The organism is Actinoplanes sp. NPDC051537, assembly GCF_055586105.1.
This window is the reverse complement of the sequence record NZ_JBVJIU010000001.1, coordinates 431,577-453,578: the sequence shown is the minus strand read 5'-3', so window position 1 is coordinate 453,578 and position 22,002 is coordinate 431,577. Positions and strand designations below refer to the sequence as shown.

The 22,002-nt window shown below is 72.6% G+C and carries 21 protein-coding genes; 15 read left to right on the top strand and 6 right to left on the bottom strand.

The genetic code is table 11. The annotated features are described in order from the left end of the window. Window positions 1-5 precede the first annotated feature (5 nt). Together ACZ6TB_RS02125 and ACZ6TB_RS02120 are read left to right on the top strand one after the other, a co-directional pair. Window positions 6-1,055 (top strand): LacI family DNA-binding transcriptional regulator, encoded by a 1,050-nt coding sequence (locus ACZ6TB_RS02125; protein ID WP_465549583.1) that lies wholly within the window; start codon window positions 6-8, stop codon window positions 1,053-1,055. Next, complete coding sequence (locus tag ACZ6TB_RS02120; protein ID WP_465549581.1) at window positions 1,007-1,873, top strand: alpha/beta fold hydrolase; 867 nt, start codon at window positions 1,007-1,009, stop codon at window positions 1,871-1,873. Before ACZ6TB_RS02125 ends, ACZ6TB_RS02120 begins: the two co-directional genes overlap by 49 nt. Here the strand turns inward: ACZ6TB_RS02120 and ACZ6TB_RS02115 are convergent. Then, window positions 1,860-2,042, bottom strand: coding sequence for a hypothetical protein (locus ACZ6TB_RS02115; protein ID WP_465549579.1), 183 nt, complete (start codon window positions 2,040-2,042; stop codon window positions 1,860-1,862). The two genes, ACZ6TB_RS02120 and ACZ6TB_RS02115, sit on opposite strands and share 14 nt — an antisense overlap. 95 nt (window positions 2,043-2,137) lie before the next feature. On the opposite strand from ACZ6TB_RS02115, the gene ACZ6TB_RS02110 reads away from it, so the two are divergent. Both ACZ6TB_RS02110 and ACZ6TB_RS02105 read left to right on the top strand, forming a co-directional pair. Further along, entirely contained in the window at window positions 2,138-2,704 is a 567-nt protein-coding gene (locus ACZ6TB_RS02110; RefSeq protein ID WP_465549577.1) for an NADPH-dependent FMN reductase, read from the top strand. Between the two features lie 32 nt (window positions 2,705-2,736). Then, window positions 2,737-3,651 carry an SDR family oxidoreductase gene (locus ACZ6TB_RS02105; RefSeq protein WP_465549575.1) on the top strand — a complete coding sequence of 305 codons (915 nt, stop codon included), beginning with the start codon at window positions 2,737-2,739 and terminating at the stop codon, window positions 3,649-3,651. A 586-nt stretch (window positions 3,652-4,237) separates the two neighbouring features. Here the strand turns inward: ACZ6TB_RS02105 and ACZ6TB_RS02100 are convergent. From ACZ6TB_RS02100 to ACZ6TB_RS02085, 4 genes are all read right to left on the bottom strand, one after another. Next, window positions 4,238-5,614: an ABC transporter substrate-binding protein gene (locus ACZ6TB_RS02100; RefSeq protein ID WP_465549574.1), complete on the bottom strand. Its 1,377-nt coding sequence runs from the start codon at window positions 5,612-5,614 to the stop codon at window positions 4,238-4,240. After that, the gene (locus tag ACZ6TB_RS02095; RefSeq protein ID WP_465549572.1) at window positions 5,611-6,534 is read right to left on the bottom strand and encodes a carbohydrate ABC transporter permease; all 924 of its coding nucleotides are present in this window, start codon (window positions 6,532-6,534) and stop codon (window positions 5,611-5,613) included. The genes ACZ6TB_RS02100 and ACZ6TB_RS02095 overlap by 4 nt, the downstream gene beginning before the upstream one ends. Window positions 6,535-6,544: 10 nt before the next feature. Next, window positions 6,545-7,471: a carbohydrate ABC transporter permease gene (locus tag ACZ6TB_RS02090; RefSeq protein WP_465549570.1), complete on the bottom strand. Its 927-nt coding sequence runs from the start codon at window positions 7,469-7,471 to the stop codon at window positions 6,545-6,547. Window positions 7,472-7,532: 61 nt separating this feature from the next. Then, window positions 7,533-10,166: an alpha-galactosidase gene (locus tag ACZ6TB_RS02085; protein WP_465549568.1), complete on the bottom strand. Its 2,634-nt coding sequence runs from the start codon at window positions 10,164-10,166 to the stop codon at window positions 7,533-7,535. A 188-nt stretch (window positions 10,167-10,354) separates the two neighbouring features. Here ACZ6TB_RS02085 and ACZ6TB_RS02080 point away from each other — a divergent pair, with 188 nt between their 5' ends. The 4 genes from ACZ6TB_RS02080 to ACZ6TB_RS02065 are packed head-to-tail and all read left to right on the top strand — an operon-like array spanning window position 10,355 to window position 13,846. Next, a complete protein-coding gene (locus tag ACZ6TB_RS02080; RefSeq protein ID WP_465549566.1) occupies window positions 10,355-11,959 on the top strand; it encodes a methyl-accepting chemotaxis protein in 1,605 nt (534 codons plus the stop codon). Between the two features lie 16 nt (window positions 11,960-11,975). Beyond that, entirely contained in the window at window positions 11,976-12,833 is an 858-nt protein-coding gene (locus ACZ6TB_RS02075) for a P1 family peptidase (RefSeq protein ID WP_465549564.1), read from the top strand. Between the two features lie 33 nt (window positions 12,834-12,866). Then, entirely contained in the window at window positions 12,867-13,217 is a 351-nt protein-coding gene (locus ACZ6TB_RS02070; RefSeq protein ID WP_465549562.1) for an ArsR/SmtB family transcription factor, read from the top strand. Beyond that, window positions 13,214-13,846, top strand: coding sequence for an SRPBCC family protein (locus ACZ6TB_RS02065; RefSeq protein ID WP_465549560.1), 633 nt, complete (start codon window positions 13,214-13,216; stop codon window positions 13,844-13,846). Before ACZ6TB_RS02070 ends, ACZ6TB_RS02065 begins: the two co-directional genes overlap by 4 nt. A 22-nt stretch (window positions 13,847-13,868) precedes the next feature. Here ACZ6TB_RS02065 and ACZ6TB_RS02060 read toward each other — a convergent pair whose 3' ends face one another. Beyond that, complete coding sequence (locus ACZ6TB_RS02060) at window positions 13,869-14,714, bottom strand: helix-turn-helix transcriptional regulator (protein WP_465549558.1); 846 nt, start codon at window positions 14,712-14,714, stop codon at window positions 13,869-13,871. A gap of 102 nt (window positions 14,715-14,816) precedes the next feature. Between ACZ6TB_RS02060 and ACZ6TB_RS02055 the strand changes: the two genes are divergently transcribed. From ACZ6TB_RS02055 to ACZ6TB_RS02025, 7 genes are all read left to right on the top strand, one after another. Next, window positions 14,817-15,701 (top strand): SDR family NAD(P)-dependent oxidoreductase, encoded by an 885-nt coding sequence (locus ACZ6TB_RS02055; protein ID WP_465549556.1) that lies wholly within the window; start codon window positions 14,817-14,819, stop codon window positions 15,699-15,701. A 12-nt stretch (window positions 15,702-15,713) separates the two neighbouring features. After that, a complete protein-coding gene (locus ACZ6TB_RS02050) occupies window positions 15,714-16,067 on the top strand; it encodes a VOC family protein (protein ID WP_465549554.1) in 354 nt (117 codons plus the stop codon). 4 nt (window positions 16,068-16,071) lie between these two features. Further along, the gene (locus tag ACZ6TB_RS02045) at window positions 16,072-16,377 is read left to right on the top strand and encodes a hypothetical protein (protein WP_465549552.1); all 306 of its coding nucleotides are present in this window, start codon (window positions 16,072-16,074) and stop codon (window positions 16,375-16,377) included. A gap of 53 nt (window positions 16,378-16,430) precedes the next feature. Then, window positions 16,431-19,214, top strand: a complete 2,784-nt coding sequence (locus tag ACZ6TB_RS02040; protein ID WP_465549550.1) for a helix-turn-helix transcriptional regulator — start codon at window positions 16,431-16,433, stop codon at window positions 19,212-19,214. A gap of 69 nt (window positions 19,215-19,283) precedes the next feature. Further along, window positions 19,284-20,198 (top strand): hypothetical protein, encoded by a 915-nt coding sequence (locus ACZ6TB_RS02035; protein WP_465549548.1) that lies wholly within the window; start codon window positions 19,284-19,286, stop codon window positions 20,196-20,198. Window positions 20,199-20,247: 49 nt separating this feature from the next. Beyond that, window positions 20,248-20,760 (top strand): SigE family RNA polymerase sigma factor, encoded by a 513-nt coding sequence (locus ACZ6TB_RS02030; protein WP_465549546.1) that lies wholly within the window; start codon window positions 20,248-20,250, stop codon window positions 20,758-20,760. Beyond that, the gene (locus tag ACZ6TB_RS02025; RefSeq protein WP_465549544.1) at window positions 20,753-22,000 is read left to right on the top strand and encodes an MreC domain-containing protein; all 1,248 of its coding nucleotides are present in this window, start codon (window positions 20,753-20,755) and stop codon (window positions 21,998-22,000) included. The genes ACZ6TB_RS02030 and ACZ6TB_RS02025 overlap by 8 nt, the downstream gene beginning before the upstream one ends. Window positions 22,001-22,002 lie beyond the last annotated feature (2 nt).

Here is a 22,002-nt window from a genome sequence, read left to right as displayed (position 1 = left end):
GGGCGATGCCGCACCGGAGGCCAACGCTGGCCGATGTCGCCGCCGAGGCCGGCGTGTCCAAGGCGGCCGTCTCGCGGGTCATCAACGACGCGCCCGGCGTCTCGCCGCTGACCCGCACCCACGTGCAGGACGTGATCGCCCGGCTCGGCTACCGGCCCGACCCGGTCGCGCGGGCGCTGGCCTCCGGGCATGGCGACCTGGTCGAGCTCGTGGTGGTCGACGAGGCCTCGGTGTTCAGCGACAGCCCCTACTACGGGCGGGTCACGGCCGGCATCCTGCAGGAGCTGACGGGCACCACCGCGCACCTGAGCGTGCACGTCGTCGAGGAGGGCGACGCGGCGGCGCTGCTGTCGCGCCTGGTCGAGACGGTCTCGATCGGCGTGCTGCTGATCAACGTGCCCGACGCGCTGGCGGCGTCCTTCTTCGACCGTTGTGACCGGGTGGTGTCGATGGCCCCGTCGGCGCCCGGGGTCCCGTACGTGAGCATGGAAAACGCCGACGGAGCGTACGCCGCGGTCATGCATCTCCATGCGACCGGCCGGCGTCGCATCGCCGCGCTGCACGGGCAGGACAGCAACCACGACGCTGCCGGCCGCCGCCTCGGGTACCAGCGAGCCGTGCGTGAGCTCGGGCTGCCCGAGATCGCGGAGACCGGCAAGTTCCGGCGCCAGGCCGGCTACGACCTGACGCACGCCATCCTCCGGGCCGATCCCGATGTCGATGCCTTCTTCGTCGGCTGCGACCTCATGGCGACCGGCGCGATGCAGGCCCTGGCCGATCTCGGCCGCCGGGTGCCGCACGACGTCGCCGTGGTCGGCTTCGACGACAGCGTGATCGCCGCCTGCGCGATCCCGCCGCTCACCTCGGTGCGGCAGCCGGTCGAGCAGATGGCCGCCGCCGCCACCCGGGCCCTGGTCGACCGCCGCCTCGCCCCGCATTGGCGCCTGGTGTTCCCGGCCGATCTCCAGGTGCGCCAGAGCTCCGACCCCCGAAAGGAACAGCTGACGTGGCCGAGATCCATGCCAACGGCATCGACATCTGGTACGAGACCGTAGGCGACCCCGCCGACCCGCCCCTGCTGCTGGTCATGGGCCTGGGCGCGCAGCTGATCGACTGGCCGGCCGCCTTCGTCGAGCAGATCGCGGCCCGCGGCTTCCACGTGATCCTGTTCGACAACCGCGACTCGGGCCTGTCCACCGCGCTCGACGGCCTCGGGCTGCCCGACGTGCCGGCCATCATCGCCGGCGACCCGTCCTCGGTGCCGTACCTGCTCGCCGACCTGGGCGACGACGCCGCCGCCCTGCTCAAGGCCCTCGGCGTCGAGCGCGCCCACGTGGTCGGCGCCTCGATGGGCGGCATGATCGCCCAGCAGCTCACCATCGACCACCCCGGCCTGGTCGCCAGCCTCGCCTCGATGATGTCCACGCCCAGCGCCCGGGTCGGCCGGCCCACCCCCGAGGCCCAGGCCGTGCTGCTGCGCCCGCCCGCCACCGACCGCGAGGGCGCCATCGCCGCCGGCATCGAGGCCGCCCGGGTGATCGGCTCGCCGGCCTATCCCGCGCCCGACGGCGAGATCGAGCGCCGGGTGGCCGCGAAGTACGACCGCGGTTACCGCCCGGCCGGCACGCTCCGCCAGTACGCCGCGATCATCGCGTCGCCCGACCGCACCCCCGCGCTACGCGACGTGACCGTGCCGACCGTGGTCATCCACGGCGAGGCCGACCCGCTGATCACGATGGCCGGCGGCGAGGCCACCGCCGAGGCGATCCCCGGCGCGTCGCTGGTGCTGATCCCGGGCATGGGCCACGACCTGCCGGTCCCGCTGTGGCCGCAGATCATCGACGAGATCGAGGCGAACGCTAGGCGGGGCTGAGCGACTCGACCCGCTCGAACCCGAAGTAGTACACCGACCGCCCGCCGAGCCCGATCAGCACCTTCGCGATGCGATCGCGCTCGTCGGCGTCGGCGTCGGCGTCGGCGTCGGCGTCGGCCGGGACGATGATCACGGCGCCGCCGTCGCGCATGCCGATCGGCGCCCGCACGGCCGTGCGCCATGCGCCGAGCCTGGATCCGGGACCGTGGCGTAGTCTTGTTGCTTGCTACAGCAACTTCTTCGGACGAGAACGGAACCGCCACTGTGAGTGACCTCAATCTGCTGGTCATCGTCGCGAGCACCCGTCCCGGCCGGGTCGGGCTGCCCGTCTCGCAGTGGTTCGTCGACGCCGCCAAGGCCAACGGGAGCTTCCACGTCTCGGTGGCCGATCTCGCCGAGGAGAACCTGCCGATGCTCGACGAGCCGCACCACCCGCGGCTCGGCAAGTACGAGCACGACCACACCAAGCGCTGGAGCGAGAAGGTCGCGGCCGCCGACGCGTTCGTCTTCGTGACCCCCGAGTACAACTACGGCATCGGCGCGTCGCTCAAGAACGCCCTCGACTACCTGCACAACGAGTGGCGCTACAAGCCCGCCAGCGTCGTGAGCTACGGCGGCGTCTCGGCCGGCACACGCTCGGCGGTGGCCCTGCACGCCAGCGCGTACGCCCTCAACCTGTTCATGATCAACCAGGCGGTCAACATCCCGTTCGTGCACAACCAGATGTCCGACGGCCGCTTCGACGCGAGCGACACGACCGAGACCGCCGCCGTGGCGATGCTCGACGAGCTGGCCCGCGTAGCCGGCGCGATGCGGTCGCTGCGCGCCTGATTTCTGTCGTACCCGCCTGGGACGATGCCGGCATGACCGCAGACCGTCCCCTCGCCGGCCGGGTCGCGCTGGTCGCCGGCGCGACCCGGGCCGCCGGCCGCGCGATCGCCGTCGAGCTCGGCACGCTGGGCGCGACCGTCTACGCCACCGGCCGCAGCACGGCGGCGCGCCGGTCGGAGATGGACCGTCCCGAGTTCATCGAGCAGACCGCCGCGGCCGTCGACGCCGCCGGCGGCACCGGTGTGGCCGTCCGGGTCGACCACGCCGTTCCGGCCGAGGTAGCCGCGCTGATCGCCCGCATCGACGCCGAGCACGGCCGCCTCGACATCCTGGTCAACAACGTGTGGGGCGGCGACATGTTCGCCGACTGGGGCAAGCCGCTGTGGGAGCATTCCCTCGACCGCGGCCTCCGCCTGCTCCACCAGGGCGTCGACACCCACCTGATCACCAGCCACCACGCGCTGCCGCTGCTCATCCGGCGTCCCGGCGGTCTCGTGGTGGAGATGACCGACGGCAAGGCGATCGACGGCGACTACCGCGGCTCGGCGTTCTACGACCTGGTCAAGGTGGCCGTGATCCGCCTCGCCCAGGCCCAGTCGGCCGAGCTCGAGGCGCACGACGCCACCGCCGTGGCGGTGACCCCCGGCTGGCTGCGGTCGGAGCGCATGCTCGACAAGTACGGCGTAACCGAGCCCACCTGGCGCGAGGGCACGGCCCGTGCGCCGCACTTCGGCATCACCGAGTCGCCGTCCTACGTGGCCCGCGGCGTCGCCGCCCTGGCCGCCGACCCAGGCCGGTCCCGCTTCACCGGCCGCACGCTGTCGAGCCACGACCTGGCCGTCGAGTACGCGGTGACCGACGCCGACGGCAGCCGCCCCGACTTTCCCCGCTACTTCACGGAGGTGATGAGTCCGGGTCGCCCCGCCGACGACGAGGGTTACCGCTAGCCCGCGCGCCCCCCGCGCAGCGTGCGACCCCGGGCGGCGCGCAGCGTGTGACCCCGCGCGGCGAGCAGCGTGTGCGCGCAGCTTGTAGCCCCGCCACGGCCGCGTGACCTCGCGCGGCGTGCGGCCTGCCCCCTCGCGCGGTGGACGGCGTGCGGCCCCGCGCGGCGTGTGGCGCACGGCCCGGCGCGGTGGGCGGCATGTGGAGGGCCCGCGCGGCGTTCGGCGCACGGCCCGCGCGGCGTGCGGCCTCGCGCGGTGCGCGGCATGTGGCCTCCCGGGCGGTGCGCGGCATGTGGCCCCCGCGCGGTGCGCGGCATGTGGCCTCCCGGGCGGTGCGCGGCATGTGGCCCCGCGCGGTGCGCGGCATGTGACCTCCCGCGCGGTGCGCGGCATGTGGCCCCCGCGCGGCGCAGGGCCCGGCGCGGCATGTGGGTGGCCCCGCTCGGCGTCTTGCGTACGGCGCTGCGCGGCGTGCGGCGTCCGGCCCCGCGCGGCCTGCGGCGTCCGGCCCCGCGCGGCCTGCGGCGTCCGGCCCCGCGCGGCGCCTGACCCCCGCCGCCGCGCGGGGCCCCCGCAGAGCCCGCCCCTACCCGGCGACCTCGAAGAGTTTGTTCAGCTGGTCATTGAGCGTGGTCAGCGACGACACCGGAGCATCACCGATGTAGACGGCGTCCATCCTCGGGATCATCAGCGCCGTGATGTCGGCGGCGTTGGTGGTCACCGGGAACAGGAACGTCGTCTTGTTCTTGACCTGGTCGGTGAAGGGCGACACGTCGAGCTTGCGCTCGTCGCGGTTGTAGGCGATCGCCAGGTCGGTGCCCTCGGGGCGGGCCGGGAAGACCACGCCCGACTGGCCGATGATGCTCTGGCACTCGCTGCCGGAGAGGAACTTGACCCACTTGGCCGCGTTCTCGGGCTGCTTCGACAACGTCGTGATCGAGTCGGCCAGGCCGTTGAACATCGAGGCTCGCTTGCCGGACGGCCCGATCGGGGTGGGCGCCACGCCGATGTTCAGTTTCTTGCCCGAGGCGTCCGTCAGCTTGGTGAACGTGGAGATCATCCAGGAGCCGCTCAGGGCCATGGCGGCGATCCCGGACTGGATCTGCTTGTCCGGCCCGATCGGGTTGTTGCCGCCGATCTCCTGGAACGTCGGCATGAAGCCCTTGCGCACCAGGCCGAAGTACCAGTTGAGCGTGTCCTGGACGGCGGGCTGGTCCAGGTTGAAGTGCGTGCCCCACGGGTTCTTGTCGGTGGCCTGCCAGCCGGCGCTTCCGGTGAAGGCCGACCACTGCGTCTGGCCCCACCCGCCGCCGCCACTGCCGTCCGACCCGAAGCCGTACTGCTTCACGTGACTCTTGTCGAAGCCCGGCTCGTCCCCGCGCACCCCGTGGGTGTCGATCGTCAGGTGCGCGATCGTCTTCTCGAACGTCCCGCCGTCGGTCGGGTTCCAGGTCAGGTCCTTCAGCGAGGCGGGGTCGACGCCGGCCGCCGACAGGGCCGACGCGTTGTAGAACATCGCGATCGTGTCCCAGTCCTTCGGCGTGCCGTACCGCTTGCCGTCCTGGCCCTTCCACAGCTCGGCCAGGCCCGGCTGATAGTCGCCGTCGTTGACGTCGGCCGTCGGCCCCAGCGTGTCCAGCGGCCGCAACACCTTGAGGTCCACGAACTGCGCGAACTTCGCCAGGTGATCGGTGAAGACGTCGGGCGCGGTGTCGGCGATGAACCCGGCCGTCAGCTTCTGCCAGTAGACGTCCCAGCCGTACTGGGAAATGTGAACTTTGAGCCCTGGATTCTTCGCGGCGAACGCGTCGGCGCACTTCTGATAACCGGGCTGCTGCCCCGAGTCCCACAGCCAATATTCGATGGTCCCGTTGCCGCCGCCGGCATTGGTGGCCGCGTCGACGCCCGACCAGCCGCACCCGGCGAGCAGCACCACGGAGAAGAAAGCGAGTAGTCGTCTCATTTGATACCACTGAATCCGATCGAATTGACGATCCGCCGGGCGAAGAAGCAGAACAGAACGAGCATCGGCAGCGCCGCCACCAGCGTCGCCGCCATCAGGCCCGACCAGTCCGGCCCGGTCTGCGGCGTCTGCGACTTGAAGACGCCGAGCGCGACCGTCAGCACCCGCGACCGATCCGTGTAGCTGACCATCAACGGCCAGAAATAGTCGTTCCACGAGGTGATGTAGGTCAGGATCGCCAGCGTCGCGATCGGCGCCGACGACATCGGCAGGATCAGCCGGAAGAAGACGCGCACCTTCGACGCGCCCTCGACCAGGGCGGCCTCCTCGACCTCACGCGAGATGCCGAGGAAGAACTGCCGCAGGAAGAAAACGGCGAACGGCGTCATCAGCATGTTCGGCAGGGCGATCCCGAGCAGGGTGTCGACCAGGCCCAGTTGCTTGATGAGCACGAAGTTCGGCAGCAGCGTGAAAATGGTGGGAATCATCAGGCCGGCCAGGAAGAACGCGAAGAACTTCTCCCGGTGCCGCCATTGGAGCCGGGCGAAGGCATAGGCGGCCATCGCCGAGAAGAACACCTGCCCGGCCGTCACCAGCGACGACACGATCACCGAGTTGAGCAGGTAGTGCCAGAACGCGATCGGCTGCCCGGCGCCACCGGCGTCGATCGCCTCCTGCCCGGTCTGCAGCCCGAAAACGCGCGCGAACCCGCCCCACGAGAACTGCACCGGCAGCAGGCTGTCCGACCCGGCATAAAGCGCGTTGTTGCTCGAGAGGGCGGTGCGGAGCATCCAATAGAACGGGAAGAGGGAAAGGAAGATCACCAAGATCATGAAGACCCAGGCGAGCGTACGGCCGATGCCGAACCGGCGCCGGGGCTCGGCCACGGGGATGGGGGTGGGGGTCGTCAATGCGGTCACGTCAGCCTCCCTATGCCAGGTCCGACGAGGAGGCCCGGGTGAGCCGGTACTGGACGAACGTGATCACGACCAGCACGATCAGCAGCGCCACCGACATGGCCGACGCGTAGCCGAACTGGAAGCGCCCGAACGCCATGTCGTAGATGTAGTACTGAAGGACCCGGGACGAGTCGACCGGGCCGCCCTTCGTCGCGATCGCCACGGTGTCGAAGACCTGGAACGATCCCACGACCGTGATGATCAGGACCAGGGCCATGATCGGCCGCAGCAGCGGGACGGTGATGCGGCGGAACATGGTCAGCTCGCTCGCGCCGTCGACGCGCCCCGCCTCGTGCATCGTCTCGGGAATGGTCTGCAGTCCCGCGAAGATCAGCAGAGCCGTGTAGCCCACGTGCCGCCAGACGTTGATCAGCGCGACCGTCGGGATCACCCAGGTGCTGCTGGTGAGGAACGCGACCCGGTCGAGGCCGATCGCCGCGATCACCTTGTTGGCGATGCCGAGCTGGTAATCGAGGATCCACAGGAAGACCAGAGCGCCAACCACATTGGAGACCAGGTACGGGGTGAGCACGATCCCGCGCAACCAGGTGCGCTTGGTCAGCCGTTGCATCATGACCGCGATGACCAGCGCCACGACGGTCTGGATCACGATGTTGACGAAGACGTAGTAGATGGTGACCTTGAGGGCGTTCCAGAACACCGGGTCCTGGACCATCCGCACGTAGTTGTCGAAGCCGTTGAACTTCGGCGGCGTGAGCAGGTTGAACTTCGTGAAGCTGAGGTAGATGCCGCGCAGCGTCGGCCAGAGCATGAAGACCAGGAAGCCGATCAGCGCGGGCGCGATGAACAGCAATGCGAGCCCGGTGTCGTCCTTTTTCTTCGCTCGTCGGGGGGTGGTGCCGGCCACGGCCGGCTTGGTGGGGGTTTCGACGGCCATCGTGTCTCCTTCGCCGGGGGAACGTCGTCGACGCCCCTGGGGGCGCCCGGCGGCGTGCGCCTCAGCCTTCGGCGTCGGCGCGATAGAGAACTACTTGATCCGGATGTACGCGTGGGCAGGCCGTGCCCACGTGCTCGAGGGCGGCCCCGGAGAGGACCGCGCCGGCCTTGAACACCGCGCCGGCCGTTGATGTGCCGCGTGCTGCCGCACCGCCTGTTGCCGCGCCGCCCCCCGCCGCGCCGCCTGCTGCCGGACCCCCCGTCGCCGCGTCCCCCGCTACCGCGCCGCTCGCTGCCGCATCCCCCGCTCCCGTGCGGCTCGCCGCGCCGCTTGTCGCCGCGCCGCCTGTCGCCGCGCTGCCTGCCATTGCGTCTCCTGTCGCGGCGCCGCCTGCCATCGCGTTGCCCCCCGCCGCGCCGCCTGTCATCGCGCCGCCCCCTGCCTCGCTGCCGCCGATGAGCGGGACAGCCGTGGCGGCCGGCGCGTCCGACCACCACGGCGGGGCGATGCCGATCGGGCGGATCGGCCGCACCCGGTAGAGCCGCGCCGGGTCGAGGCCCCGGAAACGCAACCGCGCCGGGGGATCGGGGTAGGGGCTGTCCAGCGTGGCCATCGCGAAGATCGCGCGGGAGCGGTCGGGGGCGACCACGCCGTGCACGAACAGATTGCCGGGGTAGCCGTCCATGCGCACGAGGTCGCCGGCCAGCAGCAGGTCCCGGTGTTCCTTGAACAGCGCCACCCAGTCGGCCAGCTCGGTCAGCTCGGCCGGCGTGGCGTGGGCGAGGTCCCATTCGATGCCGAGGTGGCCGAAGATCGCGGTGCCGGCCCGGAACGCGAGATCGTGGCGGCGGCCGGTCTCGTGGGAGCGGCCCGAGGCGATGTGCGAGCCCATCAGCTCCGGCGGGATCAGCTGCGTCGTCCAGCGCAGCATCGACTGCCGGTCGTGCGGGTCGATGTTGTCGGAGACCCAGACCCGGTCGGCGCGCTCGAGCACCTCGAGGTCGACCCGGGCGCCGCCGGACGAGCACGACTCGATCTCCAGGCCCGGGTGTGCGGCGCGGAGCTCGTCGAGCAACCGGTAGAACGCCAGCGTCTGCTCGTGCACCCCGGCCCGGCCGTGCTCGGCCTGGTTGCCGGCCTCGATCAGGTCCCGGTTGTGGTCCCACTTGATATAGCCGATGTCGTACTCGTCCAATATCGCAAGTATTTGATTTTTGATATGCGCGAAGGCGTCCGGGATGGCGAGGTTGAGCACCTGCTGGTGGCGCGACGCGACCGGCCATTCGGCGCGCGCCGCCATGATCCAGTCGGGATGCTCGCGGGCCAGCTCCGAGTCCGGGTTGACCATCTCCGGCTCGAACCACAGGCCGAACTGCATGCCCAGCCGCTTGACCCGGTCGACCAGCGGATGCAGCCCGTCCGGCCACACGTCGGGGGAGACCACCCAGTCGCCGAGGCCCGACGTGTCGTCCCGCCGCGAGCCGAACCAGCCGTCGTCCAGCACGAACCGCTCGACCCCGGCCTTGGCCGCCCGCTCGGCGAGATCGATGAGCCGGTCGGCGTCGTGATCGAAGTAGACGGCCTCCCAGACGTTGAGCGTGACCGGCCGCCGGGCGCCGACCGGCCGCGGCCGCGACCGCAGATGCCGGTGGAAGCGGCGGGCGATCGCGTCGAGTCCTTCGCCGTACGCGCCGTAGACCCACGGGCTACGATAGCGCTCGCCCTCGGCCAGCCGGATCTCGCCCGGCAGCAGCAGCTCCCCGCCGCCGATCCGCTGCTCGCCGGTGAAGACCCGCTCGGCGTAGTGCGTGTGGTTCCCGCTCCACGCGGTGTGCACGGCCCAGATCCGCCCGCTCGCGAAGCCGAACCCCGGCGTCCCGACATGCAGCACGTACGCGCTGTCGGCCCCCGTGCGCCCCTTCCGGTTCTCGCGCAGGTGCGTCCCGACGCCGAACCGCGCCCGCTGCGGCACCCGCTCGAGGTTGTGCCGTCCCGCGAAGTCGAGGATCTCGCTCGCCTCGTCCGGCACCGGGAAGGACAGCACAAGGTCATTGAGCGCGTACGCCTCGGCAGCGCGATTCTCGAGCTCGGCGCGCGCCCGGAGCAGCCCCGACTCCAGCAGCTCGATCTCCAGCCGCAGCCCGAGCCGCCCCTCGTCGTCGGCCGCCGCGAACGCGAGAACGCCGGCGCCGCCCGCGAAGAACCCGAACGCGTCCGGGCCGCCCGTGCCGGGGCCGCCCGTGCCGGGGCCGCCCGTGCCGGGGCCGCCCGTGCCGGGGCCGCTCGCGCCGGGGCCGCTCGCGCCGGATTGCTCGTCGCCCGGCGCGCGGCTCGCTCCTTCCTCACTCGCGCGCGCGGGGTCGCCGGCCCCGGTCACCTGGGATCCGCGGGAGGGTGCCGTCGCGTACGGGGGAATCGCCTTGAAAGAGGGTGACCACCCCGGGCCCGACGCCGAACCGCTCAGGCCGGGCCGCCCGATCCAGCCGCCGGCGTGCTCGGGCAGGACCGAGACGCGCGGGCGGCGGGAGAGATCGTTGGTGCCGGGCACCGGATCGAGCGCGCGCAGCAACTCGGCCGCCTGTCTCGCGTCGAGGCCCGGTAGCTCCGGGCCCCAGTAGGCGATCACCGGGAGGCCGCCGGACGCCTCGATCAGCACCGTGACGCCCGCCGCGGTCAGCGCGAAAACTCGGTCCATGGGACGTCCCCTCGCCGGTGAGTCGCCTGGGACGGGCGTGCTAAATCGATATAACGGAGACTGCTCGTGCTCGCCGGGGGTGTCAAGCCCGTCGATGGCGGGGGCGTGAATACGGCAAACCTCGCCATGACCCCATCCCCGGATCGTACGGTTGTTTCCGGAGAAGCGCGGCGGGCGGGAGAAAAGGGATGAGCGCCGGCAGAACGGGTCGATCCTTTGCCGATCTCAGCGTGCAAGTCAAGATCGGGATCATCGTCGTGGTCGGCGTGGCGGTCTCGCTGCTGATCGGCATTCTCGGCCTGCACGCGCTCAGCGGCGCGGCCGCGGCCGCCCGGGAGATCTACGCCAACAACCTGGCCAGCACCAACGCGCTCGGGCTGATCGCCAGCACGACCGCGCAGTCGCGGCTCAGCCTGGCCAACCAGATGCTCTCCGGCGACACGGCCACCACCGCGAGGTACACCGAGACGTTCACCAATGACCTCGCGGCCGTCGACGAGGCGATCGCCGCCTACCACGCGAGCGGGCCGGCCGCCGAGGCCGCGCTGATCGCCGCGTTCGAGGCGAACTGGGCGGCCTACACCGAGATCGCGAAGAACGAGCAGCTGGAGAACGGCCGCACGAAGGACATCGCCGCCTGGCGGGCGGTCCGCGACCAGCAGATCACCCCGATCACGAACAAGATCAAGGACAACATCGCCGATCTGCGTACGGCCGAGAGCGCCGACGCCTCGGCATCGGTCGCCGAGGCGAACCGCGACCACCGCGAGAGCCGCCTGCAGACCGTGCTGCTGCTGGTGTCCGGCACGCTGGCCGCGATCGGGCTCGGCGCCTACATCGCGCGGACGATCGTGCGGTCGCTGCGCAGGGTCAAGGACGTGTGCGACGGGCTGGCGGCCGGCGATCTCACCCGCACCTCGGGGCTCACCTCCGGCGACGAGCCCGGGCAGATGGGCCAGGCGCTGGACGCGGCCATGCACCGGCTGCGCTCGACGGTCTCGACCATCGACGGGTCGGCGTCCTCGCTGGCCGGGGCCTCCGAGCAGATGAGCGGGGTGGCCCGGCAGATCGCGTCGTCGGCCTCCGAGACGGCGGTGCAGGCGCAGGCGGTGTCGGCCGCCGCCGAGCAGATCTCCCGCAGCGTGGACACGGTGTCGGCGGGCAGCGAGGAGATGGGCGCGTCGATCCGGGAGATCTCCCGCAACGCGTCCGAGGCCGCGCAGGTCGCCACCGAGGCGGTCGGGCTCGCCTCGCGCACGTCGTCGACGATGAACCAGCTCGGCGAGTCGTCCTCGGAGATCGGCAACGTGATCAACACGATCACGTCGATCGCCGAGCAGACCAACCTGCTGGCCCTGAACGCGACGATCGAGGCGGCGCGGGCGGGGGAGGCCGGCAAGGGCTTCGCGGTGGTGGCGTCGGAGGTCAAGGACCTTGCCCAGGAGACGGCCCGGGCCACCGAGGACATCTCCCGGCGGGTCGCGGCCATCCAGTCCGACACCGGCGGCGCGGTGGTGGCGATCGAGGAGATCAGCCGGGTGATCGCGCGGATCAGCGACTTCCAGACCACGATCGCGTCCGCGGTCGAGGAGCAGACCGCGACGACGGCCGAGATGAACCGCTCGGTCGGCGAGGCGGCGGCCGGCACCGGCGACATCGCCCGCAACATCACCGGCGTGGCCGAGGCGGCCCGGCTCACCACCGGCGGCGTCGAGCGGTCGCAGCAGGCGACGGCCGAGCTGGCCCGGATGTCGGCGGAGCTGACCGGCCTGGTGTCCACGTTCCGGTACTGACCGGTTAGATGGGGGAGTGAGCACTCCGCAGCTGTTGTCGGCGTTCGCCGGAAACTGGACCGGCGCCGGAACCGGCGTCACCGTGATCGTGCCGCCGCCCGGCACGGTCGGGTCCGGCGAGGTGCGCGGGGGCGCGCCGGCTTCCCGGGAGTTCGCGCTGCTCGAGCCGTCCCGCCTGGTCGACCGGGTGGACGCGGTGGTCCTGTCCGGCGGCTCGGCGTTCGGCCTGGCCGCCGGCGACGGCGTGATGGGCGGTCTGCGGGCCCTCGGGCGCGGCTTCGCGACGCCGCTCGGGCCGGTGCCGATCGTGGTCGGAATGTCGATCTTCGACGGCTCGGTCGCGGGCGATCCGCCGACCGCCTCCTCGGGCGCGCTGGCCCTGGAGGCCGCCCTGGGTGGTGAGCCGTTCCGGACCGGCGGCGTGGGTGCGGGCGCGGGCGCGACGACCGGGAAGTGGCGGTCGCGGCTCGATCCCGGCGGGCTTGGCGTCGCCTACGGCAGTGCCGGGCCGGCCTCGCTCGGTGCGATCGTCGTCGTGAACGCCTGGGGCGACGTGCTCGCCCCGGACGGCGCGCCGTTGTTCGAGGGCTCGGCCGCGCCTCCCTCTCCAGCACAACCCCATGCCGGATTCAACACGACAATCGGCGTTCTGCTGACCGACGCCGCCCTCTCCAAAAGCGACTGTTTCCTCCTCGCCCAATCCGGAAATACCGGCTATGCCCGCGCCATCCACCCGGCCCACTCCCGCTACGACGGCGACGCGGTCGTGGCGCTGGCGACCGGCGAGACCCCCGGCGCCGATCTCGACCTGCTCCGGGCGGTCGCCGCCGAGACCATGGCCGCGGCGATCCGCAACGCTGTATTTCGCGCGTGACTTATATAAGTGTGGTCTGATAACGTACCGCCCATGCACGCGTTCGACGTGCTCGGAGACCCGGTCCGCCGTCGCATCCTGGAGCTGCTCGCCGACGGCGAACGGTCCTCGGGCGAGGTCACCGAGGTCATCCGGGCCCAGTTCGGCATATCCCAGCCGGCCGTCTCGCAGCACCTGAAGGTGTTGCGAGACAACGGATTCGCCACGGTCCGGCCCGCCGGGGCCCGGCGGCTCTACGCCGTCGACGACACCGCGCTGCGCGAGGCCGACGCCTGGCTGGGCCGGTTCCGCCGGTTCTGGGCGCCGCATCTCGACGCCATGGCCACCGAGGTCGCCCGCGGCAAACGACAACGACGTCTCGCAGACGAGGGGAACACCCGATGATCGACGTACGCCAGCAGATCAGCAACGTGCGGCGCACGCTGGGCCGCCGCACCCTGGAGGCGGGCGAGGCCCGGGTCTCCACCATCAGCCAGGTCTACGACACCGGCATCGACGACCTGTGGGAGGTCGTGACCCGCCCCGAGCGCATCGAGCGCTGGTTCATGCCGATCACCGGCGAGCTCAAGGAGGGCGGCCACTACCAGCTCGAGGGCAACGCCGGCGGCACGGTCACCGCCTGCGACAAACCGAAGGGCTTCCAGGCGACCTGGGAGTACGGCGAGGAAGTCTCGTGGATCGAGGTCCGGCTCATCCCCGAGGGCGCCGGCACCCGCTTCGAGCTCGAGCACGTGGCCCACGTCAAGGACGAGTGGTGGGAGCAGTTCGGCCCCGGCGCCACCGGTGTCGGCTGGGACGGCGGCCTCTACGGCCTGGCCCGCCACCTCGACGACCCGTCCGCCACGCGCCCCTCGATGGAGGAGCTGATCGCCTGGGTCGCCACCGACGAGGGCAAGCAGTTCTACCGGGCGAGCTCGGACGCCTGGGCCCGGGTGGCCGTCGAGGACGGCGACGACCCGAAGGCGGCCGCCGAGCGCGCCGACCGCGTCTTCGCCTTCTACACCGGCGGCTGACCCGGAGCCCCGGCCGGCGGGCCTACTCGACCAGCGACTGGGTGCCGAGCACGACGGCGAGCGCGAGGCGTTCGGCGTCCTCGGTGCCGGGCTCGGCGGTGTAGACGGTGATGCGCAGGTCGTCGACGGCGACGACGAGCGTGTCGCAGTCGAGTGTCATCCGGCCGACCGCCGGGTGGTCGATGACCTTGCGCTTCGAGGGGTCCGGCGGCGGGGGCGGCACGTCCGACTCCCACAGCTCGGCGAAGCGCGGGCTCTGGTCGGCCAGCCGCGCGACGAGCTGCCGCAGCGTGCGGTCGGCCGGGTAGCGGGACGCGGTCAGGCGCAGGTCGGCGACCAGCCGGGTGACGTGGTCGGCCTGCTCCTCGGGCGTGTGCACGACCCGGGCGCCGGGGCCGCGCAGGTTGCGCCAGACGGCGTTGCGCTCGATGCCGTGCCAGGTCGTCGTGTCGCCCATGAGCGCGTCGTACGGGGCGTTGGCCAGCACCAGCGTCCAGGTGGCGTCGTAGACCACGACCGGCGTGTGCGACAGCCGGTCGAGCAGCCGCTGCACGCTCGGCGTGATCCGCGACGGCACGACGTCGAGTCCGGGCGCGGCGTGCCCGGCCAGCCGGTAGAGCAGGTCGCGCTCGGCGCCGGCCAGCCGCAGCGCCCGCGCGAGCGCCTCCACGACCTGGGCCGACGGCGCGGTGGCCCGGCCCTGCTCGAGCCGGGTCAGGTAGTCGGCGGAGATGCCGGCCAGCGTGGCCAGCTCCTCGCGGCGCAGCCCGCTCGCGCGCCGGCGCCGGCCGACGGGCACGCCGACGTCTTCGGGCGCGACCCGGTCGCGCCAGCGGCGCACGGTCCGGCCGAACTCCCACGACTCCACGCGCTCAAGTCTGCGCGGCGCCGGCGCCGTTGTCCTGGCCCTGCCATTCCTACGACAACGGAACGACTGCCTGACCGGCGGCTTCTTCCGCACGCTGGTGCCATGACCACCACCCTCATCACCGGCCCGACCCGCGGTCTCGGCCGGGCCGCCACCCTCGCCATGGCCGATCGCCCCGGCGCCGAGCTGGTGCTCGTCGGGCGCGGTCTTCGTTCGGTCGCGGCCGAGGCCCGAGCCCGGGGCGCCCGCGTACACGAGATCAACTGCGATCTGTCGCGGTTGGCCGACGTCCGGGCGGCGGCTTCGGCCGTACGGGAAATCGGGCCCTTGAATGCCTTGGTTGCCAACGCCGGCGCCATGTCGGCCGACACGCGCACGGCGTCCGCCGACGGTTACGAGCTGACGTTCGCGGTGAACTACCTCGCGCACGCCCAGCTGATCGGGGACCTGCTCGGCTCGTTCGCCACGCCGGCCCGGATCGTGCTGCTCGGCTCCAACACGTACCACGCCAATGTCTGGCGCAAGATGCTGAGCGTGCCCGAGGCCGACTGGCGCGACCCGGTCGAGATCGCCCGCCCGGCCGTCGGCGCCGCGAACCCGGGCATGAAGGCCTCGGGCGTGGCCTACTCGAACGCCAAGCTGGCCCTCCTCTACTACGCCCACGAGCTGCAGCGGCACGCCGGCCCCGGCATCGGCGTCTCGGTGTTCGAGCCCGGCTGGATGCCCGGCACCTCGCTGAGCCGCGACGCGCCCCCGGCCCTGCAGGCGATCGGCCGCGGCCTGGCCCGCATCCCCGGGGTCTCCACCCCCGAGCGGTCCGGGCCGGCGCTGGCCTCGGTCGCCCTCGACGCGAAGTGGGCGGGCCTGCGCGACGGCGCGTTCGTGCTGAAGGACCGGGTGGTCGAGGTGAAGCCGGTCGCCCGGGACCGCGAGCGCGAGCGCCGGCTGTGGGAGGCCACCGCCGAGTTGCTGGCGAAGGCGGCCTGACAGGATCGGCCGATGGCGAACGTGTGGTCCGGCGTGACGATCGACTGCCTCGACCCGGAGCTGGTCGGCCGCTTCTGGAGCGCCCTGCTCGGCCGCCCGCCCGGGCCCGCCCAGGATGGCTGGGTCTATCTGGGCGAGCGCGGCGATCCCCAGCCCCGCCTCGTCTTCCAGCCGGTGTCCGCGCCGGCAGCGGGCAAGGTGCGCATCCATCTGGACGTGACCGTCGACGACATCGACGAGGCGATGGCGACGGTGGCCACGCTGGGCGGCCGCTTCACCGGCGAGCGGCACGACTACGACGAGGGCGTGGTCGTCGTGATGGCCGATCCCGAGGGGCACGAGTTCTGCCTCGTCCAGTACTACTGAACGGATGGCCCTGGACTTCGCCGCCGCCTACGACGAGCTGAACCCGGGGCGTCACGACCATCGCTTCTATGCCTCGCTGGCGGATGATCTCCGGGCCACCAGCGTGCTGGACCTCGGCCCCTTCACCCGCAACCTGCGCACCGGCGAGGAGGAATCGAGCCGTGACGTGCTTGCGTTCCGCGACGCCGGCTCGCTCGGCCGCTCCCTCGACGAGGCGGGATTCTCGATCTCGCATCAGTACGGTGGCTGGGATCGGAGCCCGATCACGCCCGGCGCACCCGAGATCGTCCTCGTCGCTCGGCGCCGTTAGCGCTTGCGGGCCGCGGCCTCGACGAAGACGGCCGGCGGGCGGAGACTCGACGTGTGGCACTGGCCGGGCGAGCCGAGGAGATCGCGGCCGTGTCGGGGTGTGTCGCCGAGGTCGTGGCGGGGCGGGCCTCGACGCTGCTGGTGCGTGGCGAGCCGGGAGTCGGCAAGACGGCGCTGGTCGGGGAGGCGTGCCGGGCCGCGGGCGGCGGGGTCGAGACGATCTGGACCGCCTGCCTCCCGTTGAGCTCGATGACCGTGCCGCTGCTGCCGTTTCGCCAGGTGGTACGGCGGGCCGGACTCGACGACGGCGTCACGGTGGTGGAGTTCGACGACTGGCTGGACCGGGTGACCACCGAGCGACCGGTGGTGCTGGTCGTCGACGATCTGCAGTGGGCCGACCGCAGCTCGCTGGACGTTCTGCTGTACGTGATCGCGGGACGCCGGGAACGGCGCCTGGCGGTGGTCGCCACCCTGCGGGCCGGCGCCGAGGGGGAATGGCTGACCGGGTGGCTGGCCGATGTGCAACGGCTTCCGCGCGTACGGGAAATGCGTCTTGATCGTCTTGATCGGGCCGGGACCGGGGAGCAGATCGCCGGGATCTTCGGGCGTCCGGCCGACGAGCGGCTGGTCGACGAGGTTTACGCACGAGCCGGCGGAAACCCGTATCTGACCGGCCTGCTGGTGCGCGACGTCGATCCGCGCGCGACCACGCTGCCGGCCACGCGGACCGCGCGCCTGCGTGAGGCGGTGATCCGGCCCTGGCAGACCATGTCGCCGGCGGCGCGGGAGCTGACCCGGATCGTCGCGGTCGGCGGTCATCCCCGGGCCGACGACCGGCTCACCCGGCTCGCGCCCGCGCTCGGCTTCACCGAACCGGTGCTTCCTGCGCTGCGCGAGGCGGTCGGCGCCGGGGTGCTGCGGGCCGACCCGGACGGCCGCTACTGGTTCACCCACCCGTTGCTGGCCGAGGTCCTCGACGCCGACCTTCTCCCGGAAGAACGGCGACAGATGCACATCGCGTACGCGAGGGTGCTCGACGACCCGGGAGAGCTGGCCGACCACCACGACCGGGCCGGGATGACCGAGCCGGCGTTCCGGTGGGCATTGCGGGCCGCCGGCGGCACGGCGCAGGCCGCGGAACGGCTGCGGCTGCTCCGGCGTGCGCTGTCGCTGTGGCCGCACCTGGACGAGCCGCGTCCGAGCCGCGTCGACCTGTGGGATCGGGTGCGCGACGCGGCCGAGGAGGCCGGGCTCGGGCCGGAGGAGCTGGAGGCGGTCGAGGCCCTGATCGGCCTGGTGCCGCCCGATCGGGAACCCCTTCGGCACTGCCGCCTGGTGTACCGCCGGCTCGGGCTGCGCGGGGGGATGGGCCTGGCCGGCCCGGACGTCGAAGCGTGCCGGGCGCTCGTCGCCGCCACGGCGCACCATCCGGACAGCGCCGAACACGCCCTGGCCACCGCCATGCTGGCCGACGACCTGCTCACGCTCGGCGATCCGGAGGGCGTTTCGCTGGCCGCGGAGGCGCTCGACCGGGCCGAGCGGAATGGCGACGGGGAGGCGATCGCGAACGCGCTCGTCGTCACGATGTTCGCCAAGCTCCTCCGGGGCGAGCCGGGTGCGGCCGAGGCGGCGGCCCGGGCCTGGCGGATCGCGTCGGGCCTGCCTCGTTTCCGGTGCTTCCGGCTCGCCGTCTACGCGACCGCGAACGCGCTGGCCGGGTCGCCACGCCAGATCGCCGAGGTCTTCCACCGGGCCGGCGAGGAACTGGCCGCGGGTGGCGCGCCGCACAGCCACGTCGCCGAGATGTGCGCCTGGGAGTCCCGGCTGCTGCTGCTGGCGGGCGACTGGCGAGGCAGCCGGGATCGGCTGCGGGTGGCGCTCGGCGCCCGGCCCGGCCCGCGCGGTGACGTGGTCGCCCGGCTGACCGCGGCCCGGCTCGCCTGCCTGCAGGGCCGGCAGGACGAGGCCGAGGGGCACCTCGCCCGCGCCGAGGAGATCTTCCCGCCGGACGTCGCCGGCTTCCAGTACGTCTTCTTCGACGAGACGCTGGCCCTGGTCTCGCTGGCGGCCGGCGACCCGGAGCGGGCGTTCGAGCTGGCCGTCCGTGACCTCGAGCGTCAGGCGTACGTGGAGGAGATGCTGCCGATCGCCGCCCGGGCGCTGGCCGACCGGGCCGACCGCGACCGCGACGCCGGCCGCGACCCGGCGCCGGCGCTGGCCGTGCTCGCCGACTTCCGCCGGCGCTTCCCCACGGTGATCCCGGACCCGGACGAGGCCAGGCCGCCCGACCAGCACCGGGCGTGGCAGCTGAGCGCCGACGCCGAGACCGCCCGGGCCACCCGCGACCCCGCCGAACTGGCGCTCTGGCGGGAAGCCGCGGAGGCCTGCCGCGCGGCCCGGCTGCCGTGGGACGAGGCGTATTCCCGCTGGCGGCAGGCCCACGCCGCCCTCCGCGACCGCACCACGCACCGGCAGGCTCCGGAGGCGCTTCGGCTCGCCCACCGGCTGGCCGCCGAGCTCGCCGCCCAACCGCTGCTCACCGACCTGGAACGACTGGCGCGCAGCGCCCGCATCGAGCTGGCCGAGAGCGAACCGGCCGCCGGGCCGGGACCGGAGCTGCCCGGCCTCACCCGGCGCGAGCGGGACGTCCTCGGTCACCTGCTGGCCGGCCACACCAACGCCGAGATCGCCAAGGCCCTCGTGCTCAGCGAGAAGACCATCGGCGTGCACATCTCGAACATGCTCCGCAAGACCGGGACGGCTAACCGGGTGCAACTGGCCGAGCTCGCCCGTAGGCGCCGGGGCCGCGAATCTGAAGAGGACGAGGGCGGTTTCTGAAGAGCCGCTCCCGATGTGGGGGCGGCCGCCGGGAGGAGAGCGTGAGTCCATCCGACAAGGAGGACCGAGATGCTCATCCCACTCACGCTCGCCATGGTGTCCGCCATGACCGCGCCCACGTCCGTCCCGTTCACCGAGCGGGAACTACCGCAACTGACGGCGCCGGTGGCCGCGGCCGCGCCGACCCGGCTCGTGCAGTCCACCGGCAATCTGTACTGGACCCGCGGAACGGCCGTCTACCGCACCTCGAAGAGCGCCCGGCCGGGCCAGGAGACCGTGCTCTATCGCGAACCCGGCGCCGGCCGGAACTTCGGCGCCCTGACCTTCGCCAAGATCGACGGCCAGTGGCGGTTCTACGTCGTCGTCAACGCCGCCGGCCGGTCCCGGATCAAGCGCGTGATCGACCGTACGCACGCGGCCGTCCTCGCCACCTCGCCGCGGGCCGTCGGCACCCGTGACCTGATCACCGACGGCCGGTCCCTGATCTGGGCCGACGCCGAGGGCTTGCGGGCGGTCCCGATCCGCGGTGGCAAGCAACGCACCCTGGTGAGCGGCGCCGGCATCAACCACCTCGGGCTCGTCGGCCACACCGTCTACTACGCCCAGGGCAAGAGGATCTATCGGACGACCTCGCGCGGCCATGCCCTCGTCACGACCGCGGGCCGGGCCGTGACCGCCGTGTTCGTGCGTCCCGGAATCGTCTACTACGGCGACGCCGGCGGGTCGGTGCGCGAGAGGATCACGGGTCGGCCGCTGATCACCCTCCAGCGGCCGACGGCCGGCCGCACCGTCAGCTCGGTATCGTTCGACGGCCGGCGCGTGCTCTGGTCCGACTGCGCGAAGACCGGGCCCTGCTCGCTGCGGGCGCGGTTCGGCGGCCGCACCACCGCCGTGGCCGCCGGCCTGCGGGTCCACGACGTGCAGGGTGACCTGCGCGCGACCTACTTCGGCAACACTCGCGGTGTCCAGCGCTTCCGGCGGTGAGCGCATCGGGCGGCAACCTTTGGCGGACCTCGGAGCGTAAGTAGAGCCTGTGAGAAAGAAACGCGAGGCCGACGAGGTCACGGCCTTCGTGCGGGCGGCCTACCCACGCCTGCTGCGGACCGCCTACCTGCTCTGCGGCGACCGGGGCAAGGCCGAGGACCTGGTGCAGACCACGCTGGCCAAGACCGTGGTGGCCTGGTCGCGCCTGCAGGGGTCGGAGGGCATCGACCACTACGTGCAGCTGGTGCTGGTCAACACGTACGTGAGCTCGCGTCGCCGTCGTTCCTGGTGGGAGCAGCCGGTCAGCCGGGTCGTGGAGAGCCGGGCCCGGGACGAGTACGGGCCGGTCGAGCAGCGGGACTGGCTGCGCCGGGCGCTGGACGGGTTGCCGGCGCGGCAGCGGGCGGCGGTCGTCCTGCGGTTCTACGAGGATCTGTCCGAACAGGACACGGCGCACGCCCTGGGCTGCTCGGTCGGCACCGTGAAGAGCCTGTCGTCGCGGGGGCTCAAGACCCTGCGCGAGCGGTGGGCCGAGGCAAAGGACGAGGTGCGCTATGCCTAGCCCCGCCGAGTTGCGCGACCAGCTGATCGAGCTGGCCGAGCCGGTGACGCCGGTCGAGGGTTACGAGGGCCGGGTGCTGCGCCGGGCGGGCCGGATCCGGGCCCGGCGGCGGATCGCCGGGGCGACCGCCGCCGCGGTGTGCGTGGCGATGCTCGCGTCGCTGTTCTGGGCGGTGGGGGTGGGCCCGGCGCCGCGACTCGTGGCGACGCCGCCGGACGGCCCGTTCCTGGGCTGGGCGCCGGCCGGGGAGGTGGACGCCGGGCTGCTGGCCGAGGCCACCGCCGCCTGGGACCGCGGCGGCGCGCACACCGCGGTGCGGCCGCTGGTCGCGACCCGCCAGCACCTGCTGGGCCCGGTGGTGGTGCTGGAGGGCTACGACCGGCGGAACGAGGCGCGGCTGGCGTTCTTCACCGGTGACAAGACGGCGGCCGGGGCGCTGCGCCTGCGGGCCGACCGGGCGGCGCCCGACCCGTCCGCGACCGAGGTGGTCAGCCTGGTCAGCAGCCGGCTGACCGGGCCGGCCGGGGTGGCCGGCGACACCTTCTGGGACACCTACGCCGTCGCCGTCGCCATGCCGGGGGTGACCACGGTGAAGATGTCGAGCACGTCGATCGACGAGGAGATGGACGGGGATCCGGGCGCGATCACGGGCCGTTTCGTGGTGGCGGGGCTGCCGGACGCGACCGCCGAGACGACGACGGTCACCGGCTACGTCCGGGCGGCGAAGCCGCTCGCCCGGGCCAGGAAGGTGTTCGCGGCGCCCGGCGACGGCGGGGCGTCCGGCGACCCCCGGGCGGTGCGCGGTCAGGTGGTCCGCCGGGACGGCGATCGGATCGTCGTGTCGCTGAGCGGCGACGGGGGAGCGGTGCGGGCCGGTCAGTACGCGGTCGTGGCGGCGGGCCTGGCCGGCCGGGTGGCGGCGGTCGACGAGGCTCGGGGCGAGGCCACCGTCGAGCTGGTCACCGGGGGCGGGTTCGCCGGATCGGCGTACACGAACATCAGCAATGTCCCGGGCTCGGTGCGCGGCGCCGGCGGGAAGCTCGTCATGGAGCACATCCCGGCCGGCGAGAAGATGGACGTCTACCAGGGCAACCGGGTGATGGTGCCGGACCCGGCAGGTGGCACGGCGATCACCATCGGGCGAGCGGCCACCACCAAGACGGGTGACACGGTCGAGCTGATCCCCGCGGCCGACCTGACGCACCTCCGCGCGGTGTCGATCATGACGCCGGCCACGTGAGA

What these genes read in the sequence shown, in the direction of transcription:
- ACZ6TB_RS02050 (WP_465549554.1), top strand. Translation starts at nt 15,714, where the DNA reads ATGGCGAACGTGTGGTCCGGCGTGACGATCGACTGCCTCGACCCGGAG.
- ACZ6TB_RS02090 (WP_465549570.1), bottom strand. Translation starts at nt 7,471, where the DNA reads ATGGCCGTCGAAACCCCCACCAAGCCGGCCGTGGCCGGCACCACCCCC.
- ACZ6TB_RS02065 (WP_465549560.1), top strand. Translation starts at nt 13,214, where the DNA reads ATGATCGACGTACGCCAGCAGATCAGCAACGTGCGGCGCACGCTGGGC.
- ACZ6TB_RS02035 (WP_465549548.1), top strand. Translation starts at nt 19,284, where the DNA reads ATGCTCATCCCACTCACGCTCGCCATGGTGTCCGCCATGACCGCGCCC.
- ACZ6TB_RS02105 (WP_465549575.1), top strand. Translation starts at nt 2,737, where the DNA reads ATGACCGCAGACCGTCCCCTCGCCGGCCGGGTCGCGCTGGTCGCCGGC.
- ACZ6TB_RS02125 (WP_465549583.1), top strand. Translation starts at nt 6, where the DNA reads ATGCCGCACCGGAGGCCAACGCTGGCCGATGTCGCCGCCGAGGCCGGC.
- ACZ6TB_RS02080 (WP_465549566.1), top strand. Translation starts at nt 10,355, where the DNA reads ATGAGCGCCGGCAGAACGGGTCGATCCTTTGCCGATCTCAGCGTGCAA.
- ACZ6TB_RS02055 (WP_465549556.1), top strand. Translation starts at nt 14,817, where the DNA reads ATGACCACCACCCTCATCACCGGCCCGACCCGCGGTCTCGGCCGGGCC.
- ACZ6TB_RS02025 (WP_465549544.1), top strand. Translation starts at nt 20,753, where the DNA reads ATGCCTAGCCCCGCCGAGTTGCGCGACCAGCTGATCGAGCTGGCCGAG.
- ACZ6TB_RS02085 (WP_465549568.1), bottom strand. Translation starts at nt 10,166, where the DNA reads ATGGACCGAGTTTTCGCGCTGACCGCGGCGGGCGTCACGGTGCTGATC.
- ACZ6TB_RS02045 (WP_465549552.1), top strand. Translation starts at nt 16,072, where the DNA reads ATGGCCCTGGACTTCGCCGCCGCCTACGACGAGCTGAACCCGGGGCGT.
- ACZ6TB_RS02070 (WP_465549562.1), top strand. Translation starts at nt 12,867, where the DNA reads ATGCACGCGTTCGACGTGCTCGGAGACCCGGTCCGCCGTCGCATCCTG.
- ACZ6TB_RS02100 (WP_465549574.1), bottom strand. Translation starts at nt 5,614, where the DNA reads ATGAGACGACTACTCGCTTTCTTCTCCGTGGTGCTGCTCGCCGGGTGC.